Source organism: Mycobacterium sp. IDUB_21, from assembly GCF_055419425.1.
Genome location: NZ_JBVAXQ010000007.1, coordinates 236,799 through 257,773, shown reverse-complemented (window position 1 = coordinate 257,773; position 20,975 = coordinate 236,799). Strand labels below are relative to the sequence as shown.

Sequence of the window (20,975 nt, the reverse complement as noted above, 5' to 3'; positions counted from 1 at the left end):
CGTCACCGAAGTCCTGATACACCAACTGTCACCCATGTCCTGATGCAGAACTGTCACCGATGTCTTGAGACATCACACACGTTCGCGGATCGGGAGACCGTCATGGCGTCTCTCGATGCGATCGAGGCCGCGGTTGCCCAGTTGGAACAGTGCTCGTTCGATGCCGTGAGCCCGCAGGAGTTGATGTCGGTGCTGGCCCGCCGTGAGGCGCTGGCCTGGCGGGCCCCGGTGGTCGATCACCGGATCCTGGCTCGGCTGTCGGTCGAGGGTGATGCGGGCGCGTTGGGTGCGTGCTCGCTGGTCAAGGCGCTGGCCGAGCGGTTGCGGATCAGCACCGCGGCGGCGCGGCGCCGGCTGGGCGAGGCCGCCGAACTGGGCCCACGCACGGCGGTGACCGGGGAGCCCCTGGAGCCCTTGCTGCCGGAACTGTCCGCCGCCCAAGCCGCCGGCCGGATCGGCCCCGAGCACGTGACGATCGCGCGTAAGGCGCTGGCGAAGATCCCGGCCGCCGTCCGCACCGCCGATCGGCAGCGTGCCGAGGCTGATCTGGCCGTGTTGGCGCGGGAATTCGCCCCCGAGACCTTCCAACGACTCGCTGATCACCTGGTGGCCGTCCTCGATCTCGACGGCGATCTCCCCGACCGGGAACTCCAGTCCCATCGCGGGCTGCGACTGGGCCGCCAGGGTATGGACGGGTTGAGCACACTGTCGGGGAAGATCACCCCGGAGTTACGAGCCACCCTGGAACCGATCCTGGCCAAACTCGCCGCGCCGGGCATGTGCAACGCCGCCGACGAGCACCCGTGTGTGAGCGGCACCCCGACCGAAGAGCAGATCCGGCATGACGATCGCCGCCCCGATCAGCGCAACCACGACGCGCTGCTGGCCATCAGCCGCGCGATACTCGCGTCGAAAGACCTCGGCCAGCTCAACGGCCTGCCCGTCACCGTCATCGCCACCACCACCCTGGCCGAACTACAGGCCGCCGCAGGGCATACGCCGCTGGATGAATCTCGCATCACCGGCAAGGCACACACGGCCGGCGGAAGCCTGCTGCCGATGACGGATCTTCTACGGATGGCCGAACACGCCTATCACTACTTGAGCGTGTTCGACGGCCACGGCCGCGCCCTGTGGCTGGGCCGCACCAAACGGATCGCCTCCGCCGATCAGCGCATCGTGCTGCACGCTCGTGACCGGGGTTGCACGCGGCCCGGCTGCACGGTGTCGGGGTATCTGACCCAGGCCCACCACCTCGAACACGACTGGGCCAGTAACGGGCAGACCGATATTGATTCCCTGGCTTTGGCGTGCGCCCCGGACAATCGGATGGCCACCGAGCAAGGCTGGGCCACCCGCCTCGGCGACACCGGCCGCGTCGAATGGATCCCGCCACCGGCGCTCGACCGCGGCCAACCCCGCACCAATCCGTTCCACTTCATCGAAGCCGTCATCGACCACCACCGCCGACACACCCGATCCGACGACCCGCCCGACGAAGACGACGGCCGAGGTCTGGCCGTGGCTGGATGACTCTCTAGGGCTGCGGTTCGAGGACCTCGGCGCCCACATAGGGCACCAGCGCAGCCGGCAGCCGCACGCTCCCGTCGGCCTGCTGATGGTTCTCCAGGATCGCCACCAGCCAGCGGGTGGTGGCCAGGGTGCCGTTGAGGGTGGCCGCGGTCTGTGGCTTTCCGTTGTCATCGCGGTAGCGAGTGGCCAGCCGGCGCGCCTGGAAGGTGGTGCAGTTCGACGTCGACGTCAGCTCCCGGTAGGTGCCCTGCGACGGGACCCACGCCTCGCAGTCGAACTTGCGCGCGGCCGAAGATCCGAGATCGCCTGCGGCGACGTCGATCACCCGGTAGGGCACCTCGAGGCGGGCCAGCATCTCACGCTGCCAGCCGAGCAACCGTTCGTGTTCGGCCTCGGCCTCGGCGGGCCGGCAGTAGACGAAGCCCTCCACCTTGTCGAACTGGTGCACTCGGATGATGCCGCGGGTGTCCTTGCCGTAGCTGCCGGCCTCCCGGCGGAAACACGACGACCACCCGGCGTAGCGCCGTGGCCCGCCGGACAGGTCCAGGATCTCGTCGGAGTGGTATCCCGCAAGCGGGACCTCGGAGGTGCCGACCAGGTAGAGGTCGTCGGCCTCCAGCCGGTACACCTCCTCGGCGTGGGCGCCGAGAAACCCGGTGCCGGACATGATCTCGGGTCGCACCAGGGCGGGGGTGATCATCGGCGTGAATCCGTTGTCGACCGCCAGCCGCAACGCCATTTGCAGCAGGCCCAACTGCAGCAGCGCACCGGCGCCGGTCAGGAAGTAGAACCGCGAGCCGGAGACCTTGGCGCCGCGGGCCATGTCGATCAGGCCCAGTGACTCACCGAGCTCCAGGTGGTCCTTTGGATCGGTCAGCTCGACCCGCTCGCCGACCACGTCGAGCACCGTGTAGTCGTCCACCCCGCCGGCGGGCACCCCGTCGATGACGACGTTGGCAATCGCCATGTGCGCGGCCGCGAACGTCGCCTCCGCTTCGGTCTGGGCGGCCTCGGCGGCCTTGACCTGCTCGGCCAATTCCTTGGCGCGCACCAGCAGGGCGGGGCGCTCCTCGGGCGATGCCGCGCCGACGGAACGGCTGGCCGCCTTCTGCTCGGCGCGCAGGGTGTCGGCCGCCGCGATCGCGGAGCGCCGCCCGGTGTCGGCGGCCAGCAGGGTATCCACCAGGGCCGGGTCCTCGCCGCGACCCACCTGGGAGCGGCGAACACGGTCGGGGTCTTCACGTAGCAGGGTCAGGTCGATCACGGCGCAACCCTACAACCAGGGCTACCCCGGTCAGTGGCATCACTTTCGCATCATTTGTCACGTGCTGACGCCTGCCTGTCAGAATGGACCGGATGTCGAAGGCAGCCGACCAGCAAAATCCACCCGCCACGCGGGTGTCTTGGCTGCGCACCCTGCAGGCGGCCGCGACCCGCCGCACCTTGCTGTTGACCGCCTTGGGTGGGCTGCTGATCGCCGGGCTGGTCACCGTGGTTCCGGTGCTGGGCGAGGGGCCCGGCGGGCTGCTCGGCCACCTGAACGCCGAACCGGCATCCGGCTCGGGAGGCAAGGGCGCCGGGCCCGGGCTGGGGATCGGCGTCGGCAAGGGTAATGAGGCGATCGACCGCGCGGTCTCGGGCGACTGCCTGAACTGGCCGGAGGACGACCTGGACGGGGCGACAGTGGTCGGCTGCGCCGACGAGCACAAGTTCGAGGTCGCCGGGCCGGTGGACATGAAGATGTTCCCGGGCGCCGAGTACGGCGCGGACGCCCCACCGCCGTCGACCGCCCGCATCGAGCAGATCACCCAGGAGCAGTGCGAGTCCTCGGTGCGCCGCTACCTCGGCGCGAAGTTCGACCCGCACAGCAAGTTCGTCGCCAGCATGCTGTGGGCCGGCGAGCGAGCGTGGCGCCAGCACGGTGAGCGCCGGATGCTGTGCGGTCTGCAGCTGCCCGGCGTGGGCGGCCAACAGATCGCCTTCACCGGCAAAGTCGCCGACATCGACCAGTCCAAGGTCTGGCCGCCGGGCACCTGCCTGGGCATCGATCCGGCCACCAACCAGCCCAATGACGTTCCGGTCGACTGTGCCGCGCCCCACACCAAGGAAGTCACCGGCACGGTCAATCTGGCCGAGCGGTTCCCCGACGCACTGCCGCCCGAGGCCGAGCAGGACGGATTCATCAAGGAGACCTGCACCCGGCTCACCGATGCCTACCTGGCGCCGGTGCAGTTGCGCGACACGACCCTGACGCTGACCTATGCCACCATCTCCCTGCCGAGCTGGTCGGCGGGCAGTCGCGAGGTGGCGTGCAGCCTCGGCGCCACCCTGGGCAACGGCGGCTGGGCGGCCCTGATCAACAGTGCCCGCGGGTCGCTGCTGATCAACGGCCAGCCCCCGATCCCGCCGCCGTCGATTCCCGCGGAGCGGCTGAATCAATTGCCCAGCGGCAGCCAGCCCCGGTGAGTGTGCAGATGGACCCGCGTCGGTTCGACGAACTCGTCTCCGACGCGCTGGATCTGATCCCGACCGAGCTGGCCGCAGCCATCGACAACGTCGTGGTCCTGGTGGAGGACCGCAACGCCGAGGAGCCCGAGCTGCTCGGCCTCTACGAAGGAGTGGCGCTGACCGAGCGCGACTCCAACTACGCGGGGTCACTGCCGGACACCATCACGATCTACCGGTACCCGCTTCTGGAGATGTGCGGCTCCGACGACGAGGTCGTCGATGAGGTCAGGATCACGGTGATCCACGAGATCGCCCACCATTTCGGCATCGACGACGACCGGCTGCACGAACTGGGTTGGGGTTGAGCGTCCCAGCCCGGCGCGCCGGAAAGATGTTGTCGGCACGCAGTGCTAAGAACGACCCATGGATGACCACTGCCGAGCCTGCCGGGCGGGGTTGGACCACTGCCACGGCACGCTCATCCACCACGTTCTGTCCGCCGCCGAATGCACCGAGGACGGCTGCCCCGGCGAGGTGCTGCTGCACTCGTTAGCGCTCGACTGCGAGGCGATCGGCTGCCGCTGCGCCGAGGTCTACGCGATCGCGATCTGACCGGCCGGTTCAGCCCATCGGGTCGGTGTCGGAGCGCAACGCGTCACCGACCGGGTCCGCGTCGGGTTCCGGATAGAACGGCGGCGTCAACGAGCCCCACTGCACGCAGCTCCAGCGGCCGTCGGTGATCGGTGACAGGACCACCGCCTCGGCGTTCTCCAGATGGTGATCCAGGACGAAGCTGCCGTCGACACCGGCCAGCGTGGCCGCCGCCAGCCGGATCGCCGCGCCGTGGCTGACCACGACGATGTCGCCGGTCCATTCGTCGTCGTCGAGGTAGCGCATCCGCAGCTCGGTCACGACCGGCAGGTAGCGGTCCAGCACCTGTTCGGCCGTCTCGCCGCCCGGCAACGCAATACCGGGCTCACCGGAGTGCCACCGCTGATAGATCGCATTGAACTCGGCGATCGCGGCGTCGTCGTTGCGATTCTCCAGTGCCCCGGCCTGCACCTCGTGGATGCCGTCGAGGGCGCGGGCGGTCACGCCGAAGGAGCCACTGATCTCCGAGGCAGTCTGGACCGCGCGCAGCGCCACCGAATGGGCGACCAACGCGGGGCGGTGCAGACCGTTCCCCGCGAACGCCCGGGCCTGATCGCGGCCCAACGGAGTCAGCTCCGATCCGGGCGGGCGGGTGTCGAGTCGGCGGTCGACGTTGCCGTAGGACTGGCCGTGCCGCAACAGCACCAGCCGGCCGCTCACGTCGTCACCTCCGGCCGGCCTGCCGGCCCGGCGGGCCAGGAACCCAAGTACCGCACGTCGGCGCAGCCGCCGCGCAGCGCCTGCAGAGCCTCGTCGACGGCGCGATCGTCGATGTGGCCGATGCAGTCCAGGAAAAACAGGTAGGTGCCCAGCTCGGTGCGGGTCGGGCGGGACTCAATCCGGGTCAGATCGATTCCGCGGCTGCCGAATTCGGTCAGCGCAGCCGCCAAGGCGCCGGGCGCGTTGTCCAGACGCAGCACCACCGACGTCCGGTCGGCGCCGGTGCGCGGCGGCGGCGGCGCGGGCGTGCCGACCAGCACGAAACGGGTACGGGCGTTGGGTTCGTCGATGACGCCGTCGGCCAGGGTGACCAGTCCGCGCTGCTGCGCAGCCAGCGCGGTGCTCACCCCGGCGTCCGCTTCCCCGTCGCAGACCTGCTGCGCCGCAGCAGCATTGGAGTTCGCAGGCACGATGTGGGCCGCGGACAGGTGCTGGGCCAGCCAGCGCCGTACCTGGGCGCCGGCCACCGGGTGGGCGGCCACGGTGCGGATGTCAGCCACCGCTCGTCCGGGTGCGACGACAACCGAGAACGCGACATCCAGAGTGGTTTCGGCGAATATCTGCAGCGGCGAACCGACCGCGAGCCCGTCCAGGGTGGGGGTCACACCGCCCTCGATCGAGTTCTCGATCGGCACGCAGGCGTACTCGGCGGCGCCGGTACGCACCGCCTCCAATGCGGCCGGCGTGCTCTCGGCCGGCACCGCCTGGTGGTCGGCGCCGGGAACCAGTCCGGCGCCGGTCAACGCGAGCAGTGCCGCTTCGGTGAAGGTCCCCGCCGGTCCGAGATAGCTGATGCGGGTCACCGCACAACCCTATCGGCCGCGGCCCATCCGGGTGGCCGGCGCTGGTGCGGCGCGGCGGACCGGATCCACATTGCCGGTTGCGCCGGACCCGGTCATTAATTAAGTTAGGCTTACCTCACTTACGGAAAGGGTGATCGATGGCAACCACCACAGCGGTAACCGTCCCGACGTCCGCGGAGCGGATTCGCAGCGCCTGCGTCCGGGGCCAGGCACTGCTGGCGATCGCCGACTCCGCCGACGCCGCGCCGGTCAACGCGCCGGTGTGCCACCTGATGCCGGACGGGTCGATGGTGATCGCCGTCCCGGCCGGCGATCCGGTCGCCGAGGCGGCCGCCGCCGGGGTCTCGGCGATGCTGGAGCTGACCGACCACGCCCCGCTGCGACTGCGCGAACGGGTCCGCGCGCTGGTGTGGATACGCGGCCTGCTCCGCACGGTGCCCGAGGACGAGGTCGCCGCACTGCTCGACCAGATCGCTGAGGTTGACCCGAACCCGGCTCTGCTGCAGGTGATCTCACCGCGCTCGACGGCCGGGACATCCGACGGGCCGGGCCTCGGCGGCGCGGGCGGCAGCTACTCACTGCTGCGGCTCACCCCTGACTCGGCGGTGCTGGCCGATGCGACCGGCGCCGAGTCGGTCGCCGTGGATGAGCTGCTGGCGGCCCGCCCCGACCCGTTCTGCGCGATCGAGGCGCACTGGCTGCACCACCTGGACTCAGCGCACCCGGAGCTGGTCGCCCGGTTGGCCATCACCAAGCTGCCACCGCAGTTGCGACGCGGGCGGCCCCGCCCGCTGGCGGTGGACCGTTACGGCATGTGGCTGCGGGTCGAGGCCCCCGACGGCGATCACGACGTCCGGCTGGGCTTCCCGCGGCCGGTCGAGGACGTACTGAGCCTCAACCGGGCGGTGCGCGTGCTGATGGGTTGCCCGTTCCTCAACGGGTTGCCGCCCCGGCGCCCGTAGCGGGGGTTGGGTTATACCGTGTCGAGGTGACCGAGCCGGCGGACCAGCGACGCGCACTGCGGCTGGAGATCGCCGTGGTGTTGGCGGTCACCTTCGGGCTCAGCGCCGTCACTGCGATCCTGCAGCTCGCCGACGCGGTCCTGCGCGACCTCAGCGCCCAGCGGATCGCGCTGAACCCGCGCCGGTCCTATTTCGACCTCATCGACTTCGGCCTCAACGCCGCGTGGGCGGCGCAACTGATCGCCTGGGGAGCCCTGGCGCTGTATCTGTTGTGGCGCAGTGGATATGGCCCCGCCCGCATCGGGCTGAAGCGGCCCGACCGTCTCGACGTGGCCGGCGCCCTCGGCCTGGCGGCACTGATCGGGCTGCCCGGCCTGGGCCTGTATCTCCTGGCACGAATTCTGGGCTTCAACGCCGAGGTCATCCCCGCGGCGGTCGACGACACCTGGTGGCGCGCTCCGATGCTGATCGTGATCGCGTTCGCGAACGGCTGGGCCGAGGAGGTGATCGTCGTCGGTTATCTGCTGACTCGACTGCGGCAGCTGCGAGTTTCACCGTGGGTGGCGCTGGCCTGTTCAGCGCTGCTTCGTGGCGCCTACCACCTCTACCAGGGGTTCGGCGCCGGGTTGGGCAACGTGGCGATGGGTCTGGTGTTCGGCTACACCTGGCGGCGCACCGGCCGACTGTGGCCGCTGATCCTCGCCCACGGCCTGATCGACACCGTGGCGTTCGTCGGGTACGCGCTGTTCGCCGACAAGCTGGGCTGGTTGCGCTGATCGCCGCGGCTCAGCTGCGGAGTGAGCGCGAACCGGTCATCGCCATGGTGTTTGACGCCCATTTGGGGGCAATTGCTTCGCGTATACGCATGGCCGGTCAGGGAACTCGCGAAGGCGTCAGGCGCGTAGATTGAGCAGGTGAACGGCGATCGCAGGCCCACCGGGCCGCAGCGGCCTTGGGATCGGCGGCCACCGCCATCGCCGCCGCACCGTGAGCCGCCGCCGCTGCTGCACCGCGACCCGTATCGTCGACCGCCCCCGCCGATGCCCTCGGGACCCCCACCCCCGCCGCAAGTCGTGCACCGGCCCACGCCGCGTCCATCCAGACCGCGCCGCCGGCGATCCTGGCCGCGGCGGCTGGCGGTCCTCGCGGTGCTGGTGGCGCTGGTCGGCGCGGTGGGCCTCGCCGGCGCCGCCGCCTGGCTCGACACCGCACTGCAGCGCGCCGCCGTGTTCACCGGCTACGCCGAGCGCCCAGCGCAAGGCCGCGGCACGACCTGGCTGCTGGTCGGCTCCGACAGCCGCGCCGACCTCACCGTCGAGCAGCAGAGCAGCCTGACCACCGGTGGCGACGTCGGCAACGGACGTACCGACACGGTGCTGCTCATCCACCTCCCGGAATCGGGCTCCGGCTCGCCCACCACGGTGGTGTCCATCCCGCGCGACTCCTATGTGCCGATCCCCGGCTACGGCCACGACAAGATCAACGCCGCGTTCGCCCTCGGTGGCGCACCACTTCTGACGCGGACGGTTGAGCAGGCCACCGGCCTGCGGTTGGACCACTACGTCGAGATCGGGTTCGGCGGGTTCGCCGCGCTCGTCGACGCCCTCGGCGGGGTAACCCTGTGCCCGGACGAACCGATCGACGACCCGCTGGCAGGGCTGTACCTACCGGCCGGCTGCCAGAAACTGGCCGGCCGGGCCGCGCTGGGCTACGTGCGCAGCCGGGCCACGCCACGCGCCGACCTGGACCGGATGGACCACCAGCGGCAGTTCCTGTCCGCGCTGCTGGTCCGCGCCGCCGACCCGACGGTCTGGCTCAACCCCCTGCGCTGGTACGGCGTGCCGAACGCTGCCGCCCACGCGATGACGGTGGACACCGGAGCAGGTGTCTTGGATCTGGCCGCACTCGGCTGGGCGCTGCGCGGCCCCACCTCGATGCTGACCGTGCCGGTCGGCGAGTTCACCTACACCGACGCCGGCGAGGCGGTGGTGTGGGACCACCAGCAGGCCGCGCGGTTATTCGATGACTTGAGCCGCGACGCACCACCGACAACGGTCGCCGATAACTGACGCATATTAAAACAACGGGAATTGCATCCCCGCTATCGAGCCATTTCAGCCTACCCTATCTTTACTTAGGCAAAGCTGGCCTGAGTAAGCCTCACCTTGGATGCGTACCCGGTCTGACCTGGTTATCATCGGGTTCATGTCCGAGATTGATAACCACACCTCGAAATTCCATGCACTGCTCCAGGAGCAGATCTACCACGAATTCACCGCCGCTCAGCAATACGTCGCGGTTGCCGTTTATTTTGACGCCGGCGATTTTCCGCAATTGGCGAAGTTCTTTTACGCTCAGGCCGTAGAGGAGCGCAGTCACGCCATGATGATGGTGCAGTACCTGCTCGACCGTGCCGTCGACGTCGAGATTCCCGGCGTGGACCCGGTACGCAACCGCTTCGACGCCCCGCGTGATGCGCTGGCGCTGGTACTCGACCAGGAGCGCACCGTCACCGATCAGATCAGCGGGTTGGCCAGTGCCGCCCGGGACGAAAGCGATCACCTCGGCGAGCAGTTCATGCAGTGGTTCCTGCGCGAGCAGGTCGAAGAGGTCGCCGTGATGACCCGGCTGCTGCGGGTCGCCGACCGCGCCGGACACAACCTGTTCGACCTCGAGAACTTCATTGCCCGCGAGATCGGAACCGGGACGCAGGAGGCCGGCGCGCCACGGGCTGCCGGAAGGTAGCCGCCCGCCCGCACCAGCTGATCAGCCCGCCCGCAACCGCGCCTTGGTTCGGGCGGGCTGATTCGTGGCGATCCATGCGACACCGACGTCCCGGCAGAAGTCGACGTCCTCGTCGCGGTCGACGGTCCAGCAGTACACGGCACGGCCGCGCGCAGCCGCATGATCGACCAACTCCGGGTGCTCGCGCAGCGTCACGATCGAAGGACCGATGGCGGTGGCCCCGACCGTCGTCGCGGCGCTGCCGCCCAGGTAGCGAGCCGCCGACCCGAGCAGCACGGTCGGCAGCAACGGCGCTGCCCGGCGAATCCGCCACACCGCCGCCGCCGAGAACGACATGACCACCGCACGCGACCGGGTCGCCGAAGCCGGCGAGGCGATCCCGAACCGGTTCAGCAGGTCTAGCACCTTGCGTTCGACCAACGCGCCGTAGCGCACCGGGTGCTTGGTCTCGATGAAGATCTTGACCGGCCGTTGCCAATCCAGGACCAGCGCCACCAATGCGTCGAGAGTGAGTAGTTCGGCGCCTCGGGGGTCCGCAGCGGCCGACGGCCCGATCGGCCGGCCGTTGTGCCAGGCACCGTAGTCAAAGCTCTGCAGCTGCGACAGCGTCATCTCACTGACCAGTCCCGCACCGCTGGACGTCCGGTCCACCCGCCGGTCGTGCACGCAGACCAGGTGACCGTCGCTGGTCAGCCGGACATCGCATTCGACGCCGTCGGCACCCTCCTGCAGCGCCAATTCGTACGCGCCCAGGGTGTGTTCCGGGCGGTCGACCGAAGCGCCGCGATGCGCGACCACGAATGGGTGCTGCGCCACCACATCGTCGGCCACTGCCATGGGCTTATGCTGCCGGTTCCCGCCCGCCGGACCCAACAGCAACGGCCGGTGTCGCGGCGGTTTCCGGCTCCTCGGATGACGGAGCGGCCTCCGCGGGAGCCTCCGGCGGCACCATCGGGGTGGGGTCACGGTCGTCGGGGACCACCACCCAGTGCTGGGCGGGCCGCCCCATGGACCGCTGCTCGAATCCCTCGACCACGCGGGCCACCGCCACCACCGCGGCCAGGCCGAGCAGGTAGGCCACCACCGTCGCCACCGTGTTGTCGGCAATGCCCTGAGCGTCGTCCGTCCAACTGGTGGCCGTGGCGAAGACTGCGGCGCCGGTTGCGATCGCCCACACCACCCACCACACCACGATGGGTTTGCGCAGCCGGGCCAGCCGATCCTCCCGTCCGGCCAGCTCCAGCGCGTAGACCGGCGCCCAGGCCAGGTTCACCAGCGGAACCAGGCAGCCGGCCCACAGCGCCCAGGCCGGGCGCGAATCGGGCAGATGCAGCCGGGCGAAGGCCGCCGACCGACGAGCGAGCAGCCATCTGGTCAGCACCACCGCGCAGTGGACGACCGCCGCGATCGCGACGAGGCCGACCAGCCGGCCCGACCACGTCGCACCACCGGCGACCAGTGGATGCAGCAACTTGGTGCGGTTGACGATCATCAGTAGGTAGATCAGCACGTGCACCAGCGCGGCGATACCCAGCGCGGCGATCGCGCCGCCTAGCGCCTTCTCCAGCGACCGGGAAGAAGGAGCGCCACTCTCCCCCGATCTCCGCTGTGCTGCAATAGGATTCGGCGCACCCATCAGAGTCCAGCGCGGCATCACCTGGTAGCGCGGCGTAGGTCCCAACGGACGCGGCCGGCGTCGCTGCGGGGGCGGTGGGCCCGGCCGCACCGCGATCCAGCGGTAACCCGGCCCCAGCCGGGGCGGCGACTCGGGGGGCGCTGCGGAGTGGCCGGCCGGCGCGGGAGGCCCGGTCTGGGCCCACTGCAGCTCTGCTTCCTGCGCGGGTGTCAGCGGTGCCCACAGCGCGCCGTTGCAGCGCGGGCACCAGGCCCGCCGCCGCTCGCGCACGTTCCACCGCGTGCCGCAGCGGGAGCACACCTGGATCACCGCACCAGCCTAGCGGCGATCGCAAAGGCGACGGAGTCGACTGCCGCGGATCGCCGCCCTCGGCACCGCGGCGATCGCAAAGGCGACGGAGTCGACTGCCGCGGATCGCCGCCCTCGGCACCGCGGCGATCGCAAAGGCGACGGAGTCGACTGCGCGCCGACAGCCGAGAAGGGGGTTCGGAATGCGTCACACAGCCCGGTCGGGGACCCCTCCAGCTACCACTGAGCTATCCACAGTTTCCACAGGTTTATCCACACCCCGGACGGGGGTAGGCACCACCGATGAGGTGCCAGTTGCGCCTCTTTCGGCAGCCCGATTGTGGATAACGGGGAGACGCCGGAGTGAGCTGATTAACAGCTTCGAGCGAAATCTCTCGATTAACTAAGCAGTCGGCTGCTGCGGCCCGGTCGGATCGCCGCGGAACGCATCGCTGCAGGCAAAGCGGGTGATACCGATCGTATTTTTCCAGCGGGCCGGCGACGCGCTATGATCGCCGTCACAGAACAGTTGTGATGCGCCTCACTGGGGTGGGCGCGCGGTGAGCGAGCATGGGGGCACAGGGATGTTGAGGGCAGGGGAATGACGGCACGTCCGATCGGACCCGGGCCTGTCGCCACGGCGACGGGTTGGCACGCGGGATCGTCGACCTACAAGCGCGGCTACTTGCTGGCGTCGCTGCGCGCCGGCGTGATCGCACTGGTGCTGCTGACGTTCCTGCTGGCACTCGTTCTGATCTGAGCGCTGCGCCGGCCGCGGCCTGGTGCCACCCGTTGTTGCGGTACTCCCGGCGTTGGAGCAATGTTGATGAGGCGGCCTCACCGCCCCGCGACCGCGCTGCCGGTGGGGCGCCGCTAGAGCGTCAACGCAAGTCGACAATGATCAACGGTGATCGACACCGGATCAGTACTGATCGAAGGAAGGAACCCCGTGGCCGACTACACCTTGCCGGACTTGGACTGGGATTACGGAGCCCTTGAGCCGCACATCTCGGGCCAGATCAACGAATTGCACCACAGCAAGCACCACGCCGCCTACGTCTCCGGCGCCAACGGCGCCCTGGCCAAGCTCGAAGAGGCACGCGCCAACGACGACCACGGCGCGATCTTCTTGAACGAGAAGAACCTGGCGTTCCACCTCGGTGGGCACGTCAACCACTCAATCTGGTGGAAGAACCTGTCCCCCAACGGCGGTGACAAGCCGACCGGCGACCTGGCTGCCGCCATCGACGACGCGTTCGGGTCGTTCGACAAGTTCCGCGCGCAGTTCACCGCGGCCGCCAACGGCCTGCAGGGTTCGGGCTGGGCGGTGCTCGGCTACGACTCGCTCGGCGGCAAGCTGCTGACCTTCCAGCTCTATGACCAGCAGGCCAACGTGCCGCTGGGCATCATCCCGCTGCTGCAGGTCGACATGTGGGAGCACGCGTTCTACCTGCAGTACAAGAACGTCAAGGCGGACTACGTCAAAGCGTTCTGGAACGTCGTCAACTGGGCAGACGTGCAGTCCCGGTTCGCGGCCGCCACCTCGAAGACCTCGGGTCTGATCTTCTAGCCGCACTGCCTCAGGTGGGGCGTCGCGCCGTAGGCGCGGCGCCCCACCTGTGCTTTCTTCACCGATTCGTTATCCGTCGCACCGCCGTGTCCGCTTGCACTCGTCCGACGGCTGTCGCATGCTGCCAGACAACCCACCCGCTGGAATGCGAGCAGGCGAGCCAAATGTCGCGGAGGGTGTGCGATGGAGACGACAGGGTCCGGCCGGGCGATCGAGGTCGCCCCGTTCCATTCCAACGGCGAATTGCACGGATTCGTGGTCTTCGGCCGCTGGCCGGATTCGACCAAGGAATGGGCGCAACTGCTCAGCATTGCGGTGCGGGTTGCCTCGATGCCCGGACTGCTGGCCACCACAACGGTGTTCGGCACACGAGAGGAACTTCCCGACAACCCGGGTCCGGGCACCGTCGGATTGCTGCTGGCCGAAGGCACGGTGTCCGGCGAAGCCGCGATCGCGCCCGGATACTTCGCCGGCCATCAACCCTCTGCGTTGCTGATGTTGCACCCGCCTTCGGAAACCATTCCCTCCCTACCGGAATGCCGGGGCGCGGCGTCGGGATGTGTGCTGCTGCCCGGCCTGCCCTATCTGGGCCTGGAACATCGGGCGGCCTGGGTCGAAGCCGAATCCGATGGCACCGTCACGTCGATGGTGAGCCGCGTCGGCGTCGATCCGGTCCGGCATCCCGATACGGCGATTCTGGCCATGCTCCTTGCCGCATAAGGCAATTCGAATCGAAAGATCCCCCAGACGGATCATTGGATTCGGGACCCCGAAAACCCGGACAGCGCTGGCGGCGGCGCCGGAATGTCACTAGCCTCGGCAGCTGACGAAAGGTCGTCTCGCATGCTCGCCGCCATGCTGATCAGTCTGGGAGTGGTCTTCCTGGCCGAACTCGGCGATAAATCGCAGCTGATCACGATGACCTATGCGCTGCGGCACCGCTGGTGGCTGGTGTTGAGCGGCGTGGCCATCGCCGCGTTTGCGATCCACGGCATCTCGGTGACGGTCGGCCACTTCCTGGGACTGACGTTGCCCGCGCGGCCGATCGCCGCCGTGGCCGGCGTGGCGTTCATCGGTTTCGCGGCGTGGACGTGGCGGGGGGGCAACAACGTCTCCTCCGGGGAGGCGACGATCCGCGAGCCCCGGTTCGTGTTGTTCGCGGTGGTGTCCTCGGTGCTGCTGGCCGAACTCGGCGACAAGACGATGCTGGCCACGGTCGCACTGGCCAGTGACCGCCCCTGGCTCGGGGTGTGGCTCGGCGCGACGGCCGGCATGGTGCTCGCCGACGCGGTGGCGATAGCGGTCGGAACGGTGTTGCACCGTCGGCTGCCCGAGCATCTCCTGCACGGCGCAGCCGCCCTGCTCTTCCTGGTGTTCGGCCTGTGGATGCTCCTCGACGAGGCGCTGGGCTGGCGCCCGGTGGCCATCGCCGCAATCGCCGGATTGGTGTCGGTGGCGTTGGCGGCGGTACTTCGGAGGGTCGCCCTGCAGCGTCGCGGACAGACCGCCGGCGGCGACTCCATTGCCCGGTAGCAAATCCCTCCGACGACTCGGCGCGTGGTGCGAACTTCACTTCGCCGGACCGGCGTCCGGAGCCGGGGACCGGCGGTCGATCCCAGACCGTGGCGAGTGGTGACCGTGGGTGACGCAATTGTGCTTGGTACGCCACGAAACTGCCGCCGCAGCGGACCGTACCGCCAGCGAACCGAGTAGGTGAAGCCGCGCCAAATATCAAGATCACATTCGCTACGGAATCACCCTTGGTTGTGTGGGTATCTATGGCTACGATGATCAGCAAACCATCAGACGTGACGGCTCCCCCCTCGCCGAGCGCCTGTCGACTGCTTGTGACCCTCGGGAGGTCCTATCGATGAGCGCGACTTTCGCTGTCCGCTTGAACCGCCTTTTCGACGTTGTCTATCCGCCCGGACGCGGAGCGCACACCTCCGCCGAGGTGATCGCGGCGCTCAAAGCGGAGGGCATCACGATGTCGGCTCCCTACCTGTCCCAGCTCCGCTCGGGAAACCGGACGAACCCGTCCACGGCCACCATGGCCGCGCTGGCCAATTTCTTCCGGATCAAACCCGCGTTCTTCACCGACGACGACTACTACGTCAAACTCGACGCCGAGTTGACGTGGCTGGACAGCGTCCGCGACGCCGGGATACGCCGGATCGCGACGCAGGTCGTCGGGTTGTCGCCGGAGGCTCAGCAGGACGTGCTGGACCGGATCGATGAGTTGCGCCGCAAGGAGCACCTCAGCGCCTGAGGCGCCGGCACCGCGATTAGGGTTGCTGGATCGGTTCCAGCGAGACACCGGGGAGGCGGCCGCGATGGGCCTGTTCAGAAAACGCAAGAGCCGCGCGACCCGGCGTGCCGAGGCGCGCGCTCTGAAGGCCGGGGCCAAACTCGAGGCACGACTGGCCGCCAAAGGCGAGGCGAGACGCTTCAAAGCCGCCCAGCGCGCTGACTCCCGGACGCTGAAAGCCCAGATCAAATCCGACCGCGACCGCGACCGCACCGTGCGCAAGGCGGCCGAGAGTCAGCTCAAGGCGGCGCGCGACGGCAAGCTGCTATCGCCGGCCCGGATCCGCCGGACCCTGGTGGTGTCGAGGATGCTGGCGCCCATCGTGGTGCCGCTGGTGTACCGGGCCGCCATGGCGATCCGCGGTCTCATCGATGAACAGCGGGCCGAGCGGCTCGGGGTACCGCTGGCCCGGATGGGCGAGTTCTCCGGAGCCGGAAAGAACGAAGCCCGGCTCTCGGCGCGGATCGCCGGGGCGGAGAAGACGCTGCGCCTGGTGCAGGACCGCAAGCCGAAAGACTCCGAGACCAAGCAGTTCGTCGGGGCGATCACCGCACGGTTGAGCGACCTCGCCACCGCCGTGACGGCGATCGAGACCATGCCGACCGATCGGCGCCGGGCCGCCTCCGCCTCCATCAGCGCCCAACTCGACGGCATCGACGCCGACGTGATGGCCCGGCTGGGGCTGCCGTCATGAGCGCCTGGACCCGCGCGTGCGCGCTCACCGCGGCGATCGCCGCCGGTTCGATCGCCGGTACCGCACCGGCGTGGGCGCACGTTCACGCCAGCAGCCCGGGCGCGGTGCGCGGCGGCGTCGCGATGGTGACCTTCGAAGTCCCGAACGAATCGCCGACTGGTTCTGCCACAACAGAACTCACCGTGACGCTGCCGGACGTGGCGTCGGCGCGCACCGAGACCAAACCGGGCTGGACGGCCAGGCTGGACCGCGACGCCAAGACCGGAGCAGTGCAGTCGGTCACCTGGACGGCCGCCGCCGGCGGGGTCGGCGCCGACCAGTTCGGGCTGTTTCGGATCGCGATGAAACTGCCCGACACCGACACGGTCGACTTCCCCTCCGCGCAGCGTTACGCCGACGGCACCGTGGTGCGCTGGGACGAGACGCCTCCGGCCGGCGGCGGCGAGGCAGAGCACCCGGTGCCCACGCTGGCGCTGGCGACCGGTTCGGCGTCCGCACCCGAACACCACTCCCAGCATCCGGCGCCGGCGGTCTCCGCCGGTCCGGCACCGAACGCCGAATCCGGGGCCGACGAGTCTCGCCACGCGGACAATCCGGCCCGGCTGCTCGGCGGCGCCGCGCTGCTGGTCGCCGCACTGGCCGCCACGCTCGTGCTGACCCGGCGGCGGGCATGACGAGGGCCGTGCGCGTCGCGCTGGCGGGGGTGTTCGCGCTGACCGTGCTGTTGGCTCCGATCTCGCCCTCCGGAGTGGCTGCCGCGCACGCGGTGCTGGTGTCGACCGATCCGGCCGGCGGTGCCGAGCTGTCACGCGGACCGGAACGGGTCAACGCCACCTTCAACGAGCAGCTGCAGACCAACTTCGCGGCAATGACGGTGGTCGGGCCGGACGGGCACCTGTGGTCCACCGGCGAGACGCACGTTGACGGTGCGGTCGCCGGCGTCGCCGTCCGCCCGCTCGGTCCGGTCGGCACCTACACCGTCAACTATCGCGTCACCTCCGCCGACGGTCATGTGGTGTCCGGATCGTGGTCGTTCCGGCTCACGGTGGCCGGCACCGGCGAACCCGGCCCAGCCGTGACCGCCCACGCCGACGCCCCACCGCCGGTCCCCCGCCGCGACGCCGACCCCGGCGGTGACCTGCCGATTTGGCCGTTCGTGGCCGGCGCTGCGGCACTCGTCGCGGCCGGTCTGTGGCTGAATCGACCCCGATCCTGACTGCTGCCCATCTCCTGACCACCGCCAGATACTGGCATGATGGGCAAAGTTGCCGGTGCCGCCGAGTTGATCTGAGACGAGAACCCGCAGAGGAGCTGCCGTATGACCGATCCGCAGGGCCAGCCCGACCACGAACCTGCCGCTGCACCCGAGCCGGCAGAGCCGGCCGCGCCGGTTCAGCCGGCTGCAGCCGAACCAGCCACGCCAGCCGAACCAGCCACGCCGGCTGAACCGGCTGAAGCCGACCGGCCCACCCAGCCGCCCGCCGCGCCACCCGCCAAGAAGGCGGCCAAGAAGGCACCGGCCAAAGCCGCCAAGAAGGCTCCGGCTAAGCCGGCGAAGAAGGCCCCGGCCAAGAAAGCGCCGGCCAAGAAGGCCCCCGCCCCGAAGGCATCCCCCACGGTTGGGTCTCCCCGGCCCGCCGACACCAACGGCTCGGGCCCACTCGCCGACGGCGCCAAGCAGACGGCTGCCCGGGCGAAGTCGACAGTGGACGCGGCACGTAATCCGATCACCCCGTCGGCGTCGCCGTCTCGCCGGTCACCCGGTGCCGTGCTGGCCGCCGGCGTCCTCGGCCTGGTCGGGCTGCTGCTGCTGCGGCGGCTGTTTCGCGCGAGCCGGGTCTGAGCCCACCGGTGCCACCGGCGTTCCGGCCCACCGCCGATCTGGTTGACGACATCGGCGCCGACGTGCGCAGTTGCGACCTGCAGTTCCGCCAACTCGGCGGCCGCGCCGAATTCGCCGGCCGGATCAGCACGGTGCGCTGCTTTGAAGACAACGCACTGCTCAAATCGGTGCTGTCCGGACCGGGCGACGGCGGGGTGCTGGTGATCGATGGCGCGGCGTCGCTGCACACCGCGCTGGTCGGCGACGTCATTGCGGAACTGGCACGCACCAACGGCTGGGCGGGGCTGATCGTGCACGGCGCGGTGCGTGACGCCGCGACGCTGCGCACTCTCGACATCGGAATCAAGGCGTTGGGCACCAATCCCCGTAAGAGCACCAAGTCCGGCGCCGGCGAACGCGACATCGTCGTCGAAATCGGCGGCATCGCATTCGTGCCCGGCGAGATCGCCTACAGCGACGACGACGGCATCGTCGTCGTCTGAGCCGGCCCCAACAAGATGGACGACAGCCTCCGGACGCGCTGGGAACGGCTCCGGGAACGGGTCGACGACGCCTGCCGCGGCGCCGGCCGCGATCCCGGCGAGGTCAACGTGCTGCCGGTGAGCAAGACCTTCGGTCCGGAGCTGATCCGGGAAGCCGTCGAGTTGGGGCTGCACCGGTTCGGTGAGAACAAGGTCCAGGAGATCCGGGACAAGGCCGGGCCGCTGGCCGACTGCGGGATCGACTGGGTGATGATCGGGCACCTGCAGACCAACAAGGCCGGAATGGTGGCGCGGCTGGCCACCGAGGTGCAGTCCTTGGACCGGCCCAAACTGGCCGCGGCCCTGGATCGGCAACTACGCGCCGAGAACCGTGTCATCGACGTGCTGGTGCAGGTCAAGACGTCCGACGAACCCAGTAAATACGGCCTGGACCCCGAACAGCTGCTGCCGTTCCTGGATCAGTTGGCCGACTGTCCCACCCTGCGGGCGCGCGGCCTGATGACGCTGGCCATCAACACCTCCGACCCCGAGAAGGTCCGCGGCTGCTTCCGCCGGTTGCGACAGCTCCGGGATGCCGCCGGCGCACACGGTTACGAACTGCCGCGGCTGTCGATGGGGATGAGCGGCGACTTTCCACTGGCGATCGCCGAGGGCGCCACCGAGGTGCGGATCGGAACCGCGATCTTCGGCGCCCGCCCCTACCCGGACTCCTACTACTGGCCGCCGTGACCGGTCACGCCGCGACGGCGGCCCGGTGCTTGGTGAACTGCAGGACGTCGTCGTCGACCTTGCCCCGCCGGATCAGCTGCAGATCCAGCAGATAATTCTGCTTGAGTCGCCACGGCGCGCGTGAACCGGCCTTGGGCAGATAGTCCAGCGCCCGCAGCACATAGCCCGGGGTGAACTCCATCAACGGCCGGTCCTCGATATCGGCGGCGGGCAGTCCCGGCATCACCCTGTCGAATCCGTGCTCATCCATGTAGTTGAGCACCCGGCAGACGAACTCCGACACCAGGTCGGCCTTCAAGGTCCAGGACGCGTTGGTGTAACCGATGGTGAAGGCCATGTTCGGCAGCCCGGTGAGCATCAGGCCCTTGTAGGCCCTGGTCTCGTTGAGCTGCACCGGTTCGCCGTTGCGCCGCACCTCGGCTCCGCCGAACAACTGCAGGTTCAGGCCCGTCGCGGTGATGATGATGTCGGCGGGCAGCTCAACCCCGGAGCTCAGCCTGATGCCGGTCTTGGTGAACCGTTCGATGGTGTCGGTGACGACGTCGGCCTGTCCGCCACGGATGGTCTTGAACAGATCACCGTTGGGCGCCAGGCACAGCCGCTGGTCCCACGGCTTGTAACTGGGACCGAAGTGCTTCTCGACGTCGTAGCCCTTCGGCAACCGGCGCTCGGCCATCGTCAACAGCGTCTTACGCATGAAGGCGGGGAAGCGCCGTGACAGCTGGTACTGGAATGTGCTGAAGCCGATCGCCTTCCACCGGTTGGCGATGTGCGCGAGGTGCGCCGGCAGCAGCTTGTTCGCCTGCTCGGCGAACGGGTCGACCAGGGGGAGCGAACCGATGTAGGTCGGCGAGCGCTGCAGCATGGTCACGTGACCGGCGCCGGTGTTCACCAAACTCGGAATCAGCGTCACCGCGGTGGCGCCGGAGCCGATCACCACGACACGTTTGCCGGCGTAGTCCAGGTCCTCGGGCCAGTGCTGCGGGTGGACGACGGTTCCCTCGAAGTCCTCGGCGCCGGCGAACTTGGGTGCGTAGCCCTCGTCGTAGTTGTAGTAACCACTGCAGGCGAACAGGAACGAGCAGGTGATCTGGGTCTGCCCGGCGCCGTCTTCTGATTCCACGGTCACCGTCCACCGGTTGTCGGCGTCGGACCAGTCGGTGGCGACCACATGCTGGCGGTAGCGGATGTGGTCGTCGATGCCGTTCTCGGCCGCGGCTTCCCTGACGTAGTTCTTGATCGATTCGCCGTCGGCGATCGAGTGGGCCGAGCGCCACGGCTTGAAGCGGAATCCCAGGGTGAACATGTCGGAGTCCGAGCGGATGCCGGGGTATTTGAACAGGTCCCAGGTACCGCCGAGGTCTTCTCTGCGCTCCAGGATCGCGTAGCTCTTGTTCGGGCAGCGGTCCTGCAGGTGCCAGGCCGCGCTGATACCGGAGATGCCCGCGCCGACGATCACAACATCGAGGTGTTCAGTCATGCCGACAGGTTATCAACGGGGTGTCGAGTCAGTCAACGGTGCGTCGAATACTTCGACGAAGTGTAGACAGAATCGCACGATCC

Annotated in this window: 25 protein-coding genes; 19 read left to right on the top strand and 6 right to left on the bottom strand. The window is 69.1% G+C overall.

What is annotated here, in order from left to right; genetic code table 11:
- Positions 1 to 102 precede the first annotated feature (102 nt).
- The gene (locus ACZYY4_RS13210) at positions 103 to 1,533 is read left to right on the top strand and encodes an HNH endonuclease signature motif containing protein (protein ID WP_463810429.1); all 1,431 of its coding nucleotides are present in this window, start codon (positions 103 to 105) and stop codon (positions 1,531 to 1,533) included.
- A gap of 4 nt (positions 1,534 to 1,537) precedes the next feature.
- On the opposite strand, the gene serS is transcribed toward ACZYY4_RS13210, so the two are convergent.
- Entirely contained in the window at positions 1,538 to 2,797 is a 1,260-nt protein-coding gene (serS, locus tag ACZYY4_RS13205) for a serine--tRNA ligase (RefSeq protein WP_463810428.1), read from the bottom strand.
- Between the two features lie 83 nt (positions 2,798 to 2,880).
- Here serS and ACZYY4_RS13200 point away from each other — a divergent pair, with 83 nt between their 5' ends.
- The 3 genes from ACZYY4_RS13200 to ACZYY4_RS13190 are packed head-to-tail and all read left to right on the top strand — an operon-like array spanning position 2,881 to position 4,593.
- Positions 2,881 to 3,999 (top strand): septum formation family protein, encoded by a 1,119-nt coding sequence (locus ACZYY4_RS13200; RefSeq protein WP_463810427.1) that lies wholly within the window; start codon positions 2,881 to 2,883, stop codon positions 3,997 to 3,999.
- Positions 3,996 to 4,346 (top strand): metallopeptidase family protein, encoded by a 351-nt coding sequence (locus ACZYY4_RS13195; RefSeq protein ID WP_463810426.1) that lies wholly within the window; start codon positions 3,996 to 3,998, stop codon positions 4,344 to 4,346. The genes ACZYY4_RS13200 and ACZYY4_RS13195 overlap by 4 nt, the downstream gene beginning before the upstream one ends.
- 58 nt (positions 4,347 to 4,404) lie before the next feature.
- Positions 4,405 to 4,593 carry a hypothetical protein gene (locus ACZYY4_RS13190; protein WP_463810425.1) on the top strand — a complete coding sequence of 63 codons (189 nt, stop codon included), beginning with the start codon at positions 4,405 to 4,407 and terminating at the stop codon, positions 4,591 to 4,593.
- A 9-nt stretch (positions 4,594 to 4,602) separates the two neighbouring features.
- Here the strand turns inward: ACZYY4_RS13190 and ACZYY4_RS13185 are convergent, their stop codons facing one another.
- Entirely contained in the window at positions 4,603 to 5,292 is a 690-nt protein-coding gene (locus ACZYY4_RS13185) for a histidine phosphatase family protein (protein ID WP_463810424.1), read from the bottom strand.
- A complete protein-coding gene (gene pheA / locus ACZYY4_RS13180; protein WP_463810423.1) occupies positions 5,289 to 6,155 on the bottom strand; it encodes a prephenate dehydratase in 867 nt (288 codons plus the stop codon). The genes ACZYY4_RS13185 and pheA overlap by 4 nt, the downstream gene beginning before the upstream one ends.
- Positions 6,156 to 6,292: 137 nt before the next feature.
- On the opposite strand from pheA, the gene ACZYY4_RS13175 reads away from it, so the two are divergent.
- From ACZYY4_RS13175 to ACZYY4_RS13160, 4 genes are all read left to right on the top strand, one after another.
- The gene (locus ACZYY4_RS13175) at positions 6,293 to 7,117 is read left to right on the top strand and encodes a DUF2470 domain-containing protein (protein ID WP_463810422.1); all 825 of its coding nucleotides are present in this window, start codon (positions 6,293 to 6,295) and stop codon (positions 7,115 to 7,117) included.
- Between the two features lie 26 nt (positions 7,118 to 7,143).
- Positions 7,144 to 7,893 (top strand): CPBP family intramembrane glutamic endopeptidase, encoded by a 750-nt coding sequence (locus ACZYY4_RS13170; RefSeq protein WP_463810421.1) that lies wholly within the window; start codon positions 7,144 to 7,146, stop codon positions 7,891 to 7,893.
- Positions 7,894 to 8,031: 138 nt separating this feature from the next.
- Positions 8,032 to 9,186, top strand: a complete 1,155-nt coding sequence (locus ACZYY4_RS13165) for an LCP family protein (RefSeq protein WP_463810420.1) — start codon at positions 8,032 to 8,034, stop codon at positions 9,184 to 9,186.
- 136 nt (positions 9,187 to 9,322) lie between these two features.
- Complete coding sequence (locus ACZYY4_RS13160) at positions 9,323 to 9,862, top strand: ferritin (protein ID WP_463810419.1); 540 nt, start codon at positions 9,323 to 9,325, stop codon at positions 9,860 to 9,862.
- 21 nt (positions 9,863 to 9,883) lie between these two features.
- Here ACZYY4_RS13160 and ACZYY4_RS13155 read toward each other — a convergent pair whose 3' ends face one another.
- Positions 9,884 to 10,699, bottom strand: coding sequence for a glycerophosphodiester phosphodiesterase (locus ACZYY4_RS13155; RefSeq protein ID WP_463810418.1), 816 nt, complete (start codon positions 10,697 to 10,699; stop codon positions 9,884 to 9,886).
- Between the two features lie 4 nt (positions 10,700 to 10,703).
- A complete protein-coding gene (locus ACZYY4_RS13150; protein WP_463810417.1) occupies positions 10,704 to 11,807 on the bottom strand; it encodes a DUF4328 domain-containing protein in 1,104 nt (367 codons plus the stop codon).
- Between the two features lie 580 nt (positions 11,808 to 12,387).
- Between ACZYY4_RS13150 and ACZYY4_RS13145 the strand changes: the two genes are divergently transcribed.
- The 11 genes from ACZYY4_RS13145 to ACZYY4_RS13095 all read left to right on the top strand — a co-directional run bounded on the left by ACZYY4_RS13145 (position 12,388) and on the right by ACZYY4_RS13095 (position 19,412).
- A complete protein-coding gene (locus ACZYY4_RS13145; protein ID WP_463810416.1) occupies positions 12,388 to 12,546 on the top strand; it encodes a hypothetical protein in 159 nt (52 codons plus the stop codon).
- Between the two features lie 189 nt (positions 12,547 to 12,735).
- Positions 12,736 to 13,356 carry a superoxide dismutase gene (locus ACZYY4_RS13140; RefSeq protein ID WP_463810415.1) on the top strand — a complete coding sequence of 207 codons (621 nt, stop codon included), beginning with the start codon at positions 12,736 to 12,738 and terminating at the stop codon, positions 13,354 to 13,356.
- A 183-nt stretch (positions 13,357 to 13,539) separates the two neighbouring features.
- Complete coding sequence (locus ACZYY4_RS13135; RefSeq protein ID WP_463810414.1) at positions 13,540 to 14,076, top strand: peptidase; 537 nt, start codon at positions 13,540 to 13,542, stop codon at positions 14,074 to 14,076.
- Between the two features lie 123 nt (positions 14,077 to 14,199).
- Positions 14,200 to 14,889 carry a TMEM165/GDT1 family protein gene (locus ACZYY4_RS13130; protein ID WP_463810413.1) on the top strand — a complete coding sequence of 230 codons (690 nt, stop codon included), beginning with the start codon at positions 14,200 to 14,202 and terminating at the stop codon, positions 14,887 to 14,889.
- A 337-nt stretch (positions 14,890 to 15,226) separates the two neighbouring features.
- Positions 15,227 to 15,625, top strand: a complete 399-nt coding sequence (locus ACZYY4_RS13125) for a transcriptional regulator (RefSeq protein WP_463810412.1) — start codon at positions 15,227 to 15,229, stop codon at positions 15,623 to 15,625.
- 64 nt (positions 15,626 to 15,689) lie between these two features.
- Complete coding sequence (locus tag ACZYY4_RS13120) at positions 15,690 to 16,358, top strand: DUF6474 family protein (protein ID WP_463810411.1); 669 nt, start codon at positions 15,690 to 15,692, stop codon at positions 16,356 to 16,358.
- Positions 16,355 to 17,032, top strand: a complete 678-nt coding sequence (locus tag ACZYY4_RS13115) for a YcnI family protein (protein WP_463810410.1) — start codon at positions 16,355 to 16,357, stop codon at positions 17,030 to 17,032. Before ACZYY4_RS13120 ends, ACZYY4_RS13115 begins: the two co-directional genes overlap by 4 nt.
- Complete coding sequence (locus tag ACZYY4_RS13110) at positions 17,029 to 17,574, top strand: copper resistance CopC family protein (protein WP_463810409.1); 546 nt, start codon at positions 17,029 to 17,031, stop codon at positions 17,572 to 17,574. The genes ACZYY4_RS13115 and ACZYY4_RS13110 overlap by 4 nt, the downstream gene beginning before the upstream one ends.
- A gap of 102 nt (positions 17,575 to 17,676) precedes the next feature.
- A complete protein-coding gene (locus ACZYY4_RS13105; protein WP_463810408.1) occupies positions 17,677 to 18,201 on the top strand; it encodes a hypothetical protein in 525 nt (174 codons plus the stop codon).
- An 8-nt stretch (positions 18,202 to 18,209) separates the two neighbouring features.
- Positions 18,210 to 18,683: a ribonuclease E activity regulator RraA gene (gene rraA / locus ACZYY4_RS13100; protein WP_463810407.1), complete on the top strand. Its 474-nt coding sequence runs from the start codon at positions 18,210 to 18,212 to the stop codon at positions 18,681 to 18,683.
- A 15-nt stretch (positions 18,684 to 18,698) separates the two neighbouring features.
- A complete protein-coding gene (locus ACZYY4_RS13095) occupies positions 18,699 to 19,412 on the top strand; it encodes a YggS family pyridoxal phosphate-dependent enzyme (protein WP_463810406.1) in 714 nt (237 codons plus the stop codon).
- 4 nt (positions 19,413 to 19,416) lie between these two features.
- Here ACZYY4_RS13095 and ACZYY4_RS13090 read toward each other — a convergent pair whose 3' ends face one another.
- Positions 19,417 to 20,892 (bottom strand): flavin-containing monooxygenase, encoded by a 1,476-nt coding sequence (locus tag ACZYY4_RS13090; protein WP_463810405.1) that lies wholly within the window; start codon positions 20,890 to 20,892, stop codon positions 19,417 to 19,419.
- Positions 20,893 to 20,975 lie beyond the last annotated feature (83 nt).

What these genes read in the sequence shown, in the direction of transcription:
- ACZYY4_RS13210 (WP_463810429.1), top strand. Translation starts at nt 103, where the DNA reads ATGGCGTCTCTCGATGCGATCGAGGCCGCGGTTGCCCAGTTGGAACAG.
- ACZYY4_RS13200 (WP_463810427.1), top strand. Translation starts at nt 2,881, where the DNA reads ATGGACCGGATGTCGAAGGCAGCCGACCAGCAAAATCCACCCGCCACG.
- ACZYY4_RS13190 (WP_463810425.1), top strand. Translation starts at nt 4,405, where the DNA reads ATGGATGACCACTGCCGAGCCTGCCGGGCGGGGTTGGACCACTGCCAC.
- ACZYY4_RS13175 (WP_463810422.1), top strand. Translation starts at nt 6,293, where the DNA reads ATGGCAACCACCACAGCGGTAACCGTCCCGACGTCCGCGGAGCGGATT.
- ACZYY4_RS13160 (WP_463810419.1), top strand. Translation starts at nt 9,323, where the DNA reads ATGTCCGAGATTGATAACCACACCTCGAAATTCCATGCACTGCTCCAG.
- ACZYY4_RS13155 (WP_463810418.1), bottom strand. Translation starts at nt 10,699, where the DNA reads ATGGCAGTGGCCGACGATGTGGTGGCGCAGCACCCATTCGTGGTCGCG.
- ACZYY4_RS13145 (WP_463810416.1), top strand. Translation starts at nt 12,388, where the DNA reads ATGACGGCACGTCCGATCGGACCCGGGCCTGTCGCCACGGCGACGGGT.
- ACZYY4_RS13135 (WP_463810414.1), top strand. Translation starts at nt 13,540, where the DNA reads ATGGAGACGACAGGGTCCGGCCGGGCGATCGAGGTCGCCCCGTTCCAT.
- ACZYY4_RS13130 (WP_463810413.1), top strand. Translation starts at nt 14,200, where the DNA reads ATGCTCGCCGCCATGCTGATCAGTCTGGGAGTGGTCTTCCTGGCCGAA.
- ACZYY4_RS13125 (WP_463810412.1), top strand. Translation starts at nt 15,227, where the DNA reads ATGAGCGCGACTTTCGCTGTCCGCTTGAACCGCCTTTTCGACGTTGTC.
- ACZYY4_RS13120 (WP_463810411.1), top strand. Translation starts at nt 15,690, where the DNA reads ATGGGCCTGTTCAGAAAACGCAAGAGCCGCGCGACCCGGCGTGCCGAG.
- ACZYY4_RS13115 (WP_463810410.1), top strand. Translation starts at nt 16,355, where the DNA reads ATGAGCGCCTGGACCCGCGCGTGCGCGCTCACCGCGGCGATCGCCGCC.
- ACZYY4_RS13110 (WP_463810409.1), top strand. Translation starts at nt 17,029, where the DNA reads ATGACGAGGGCCGTGCGCGTCGCGCTGGCGGGGGTGTTCGCGCTGACC.
- ACZYY4_RS13105 (WP_463810408.1), top strand. Translation starts at nt 17,677, where the DNA reads ATGACCGATCCGCAGGGCCAGCCCGACCACGAACCTGCCGCTGCACCC.
- ACZYY4_RS13095 (WP_463810406.1), top strand. Translation starts at nt 18,699, where the DNA reads ATGGACGACAGCCTCCGGACGCGCTGGGAACGGCTCCGGGAACGGGTC.
- ACZYY4_RS13090 (WP_463810405.1), bottom strand. Translation starts at nt 20,892, where the DNA reads ATGACTGAACACCTCGATGTTGTGATCGTCGGCGCGGGCATCTCCGGT.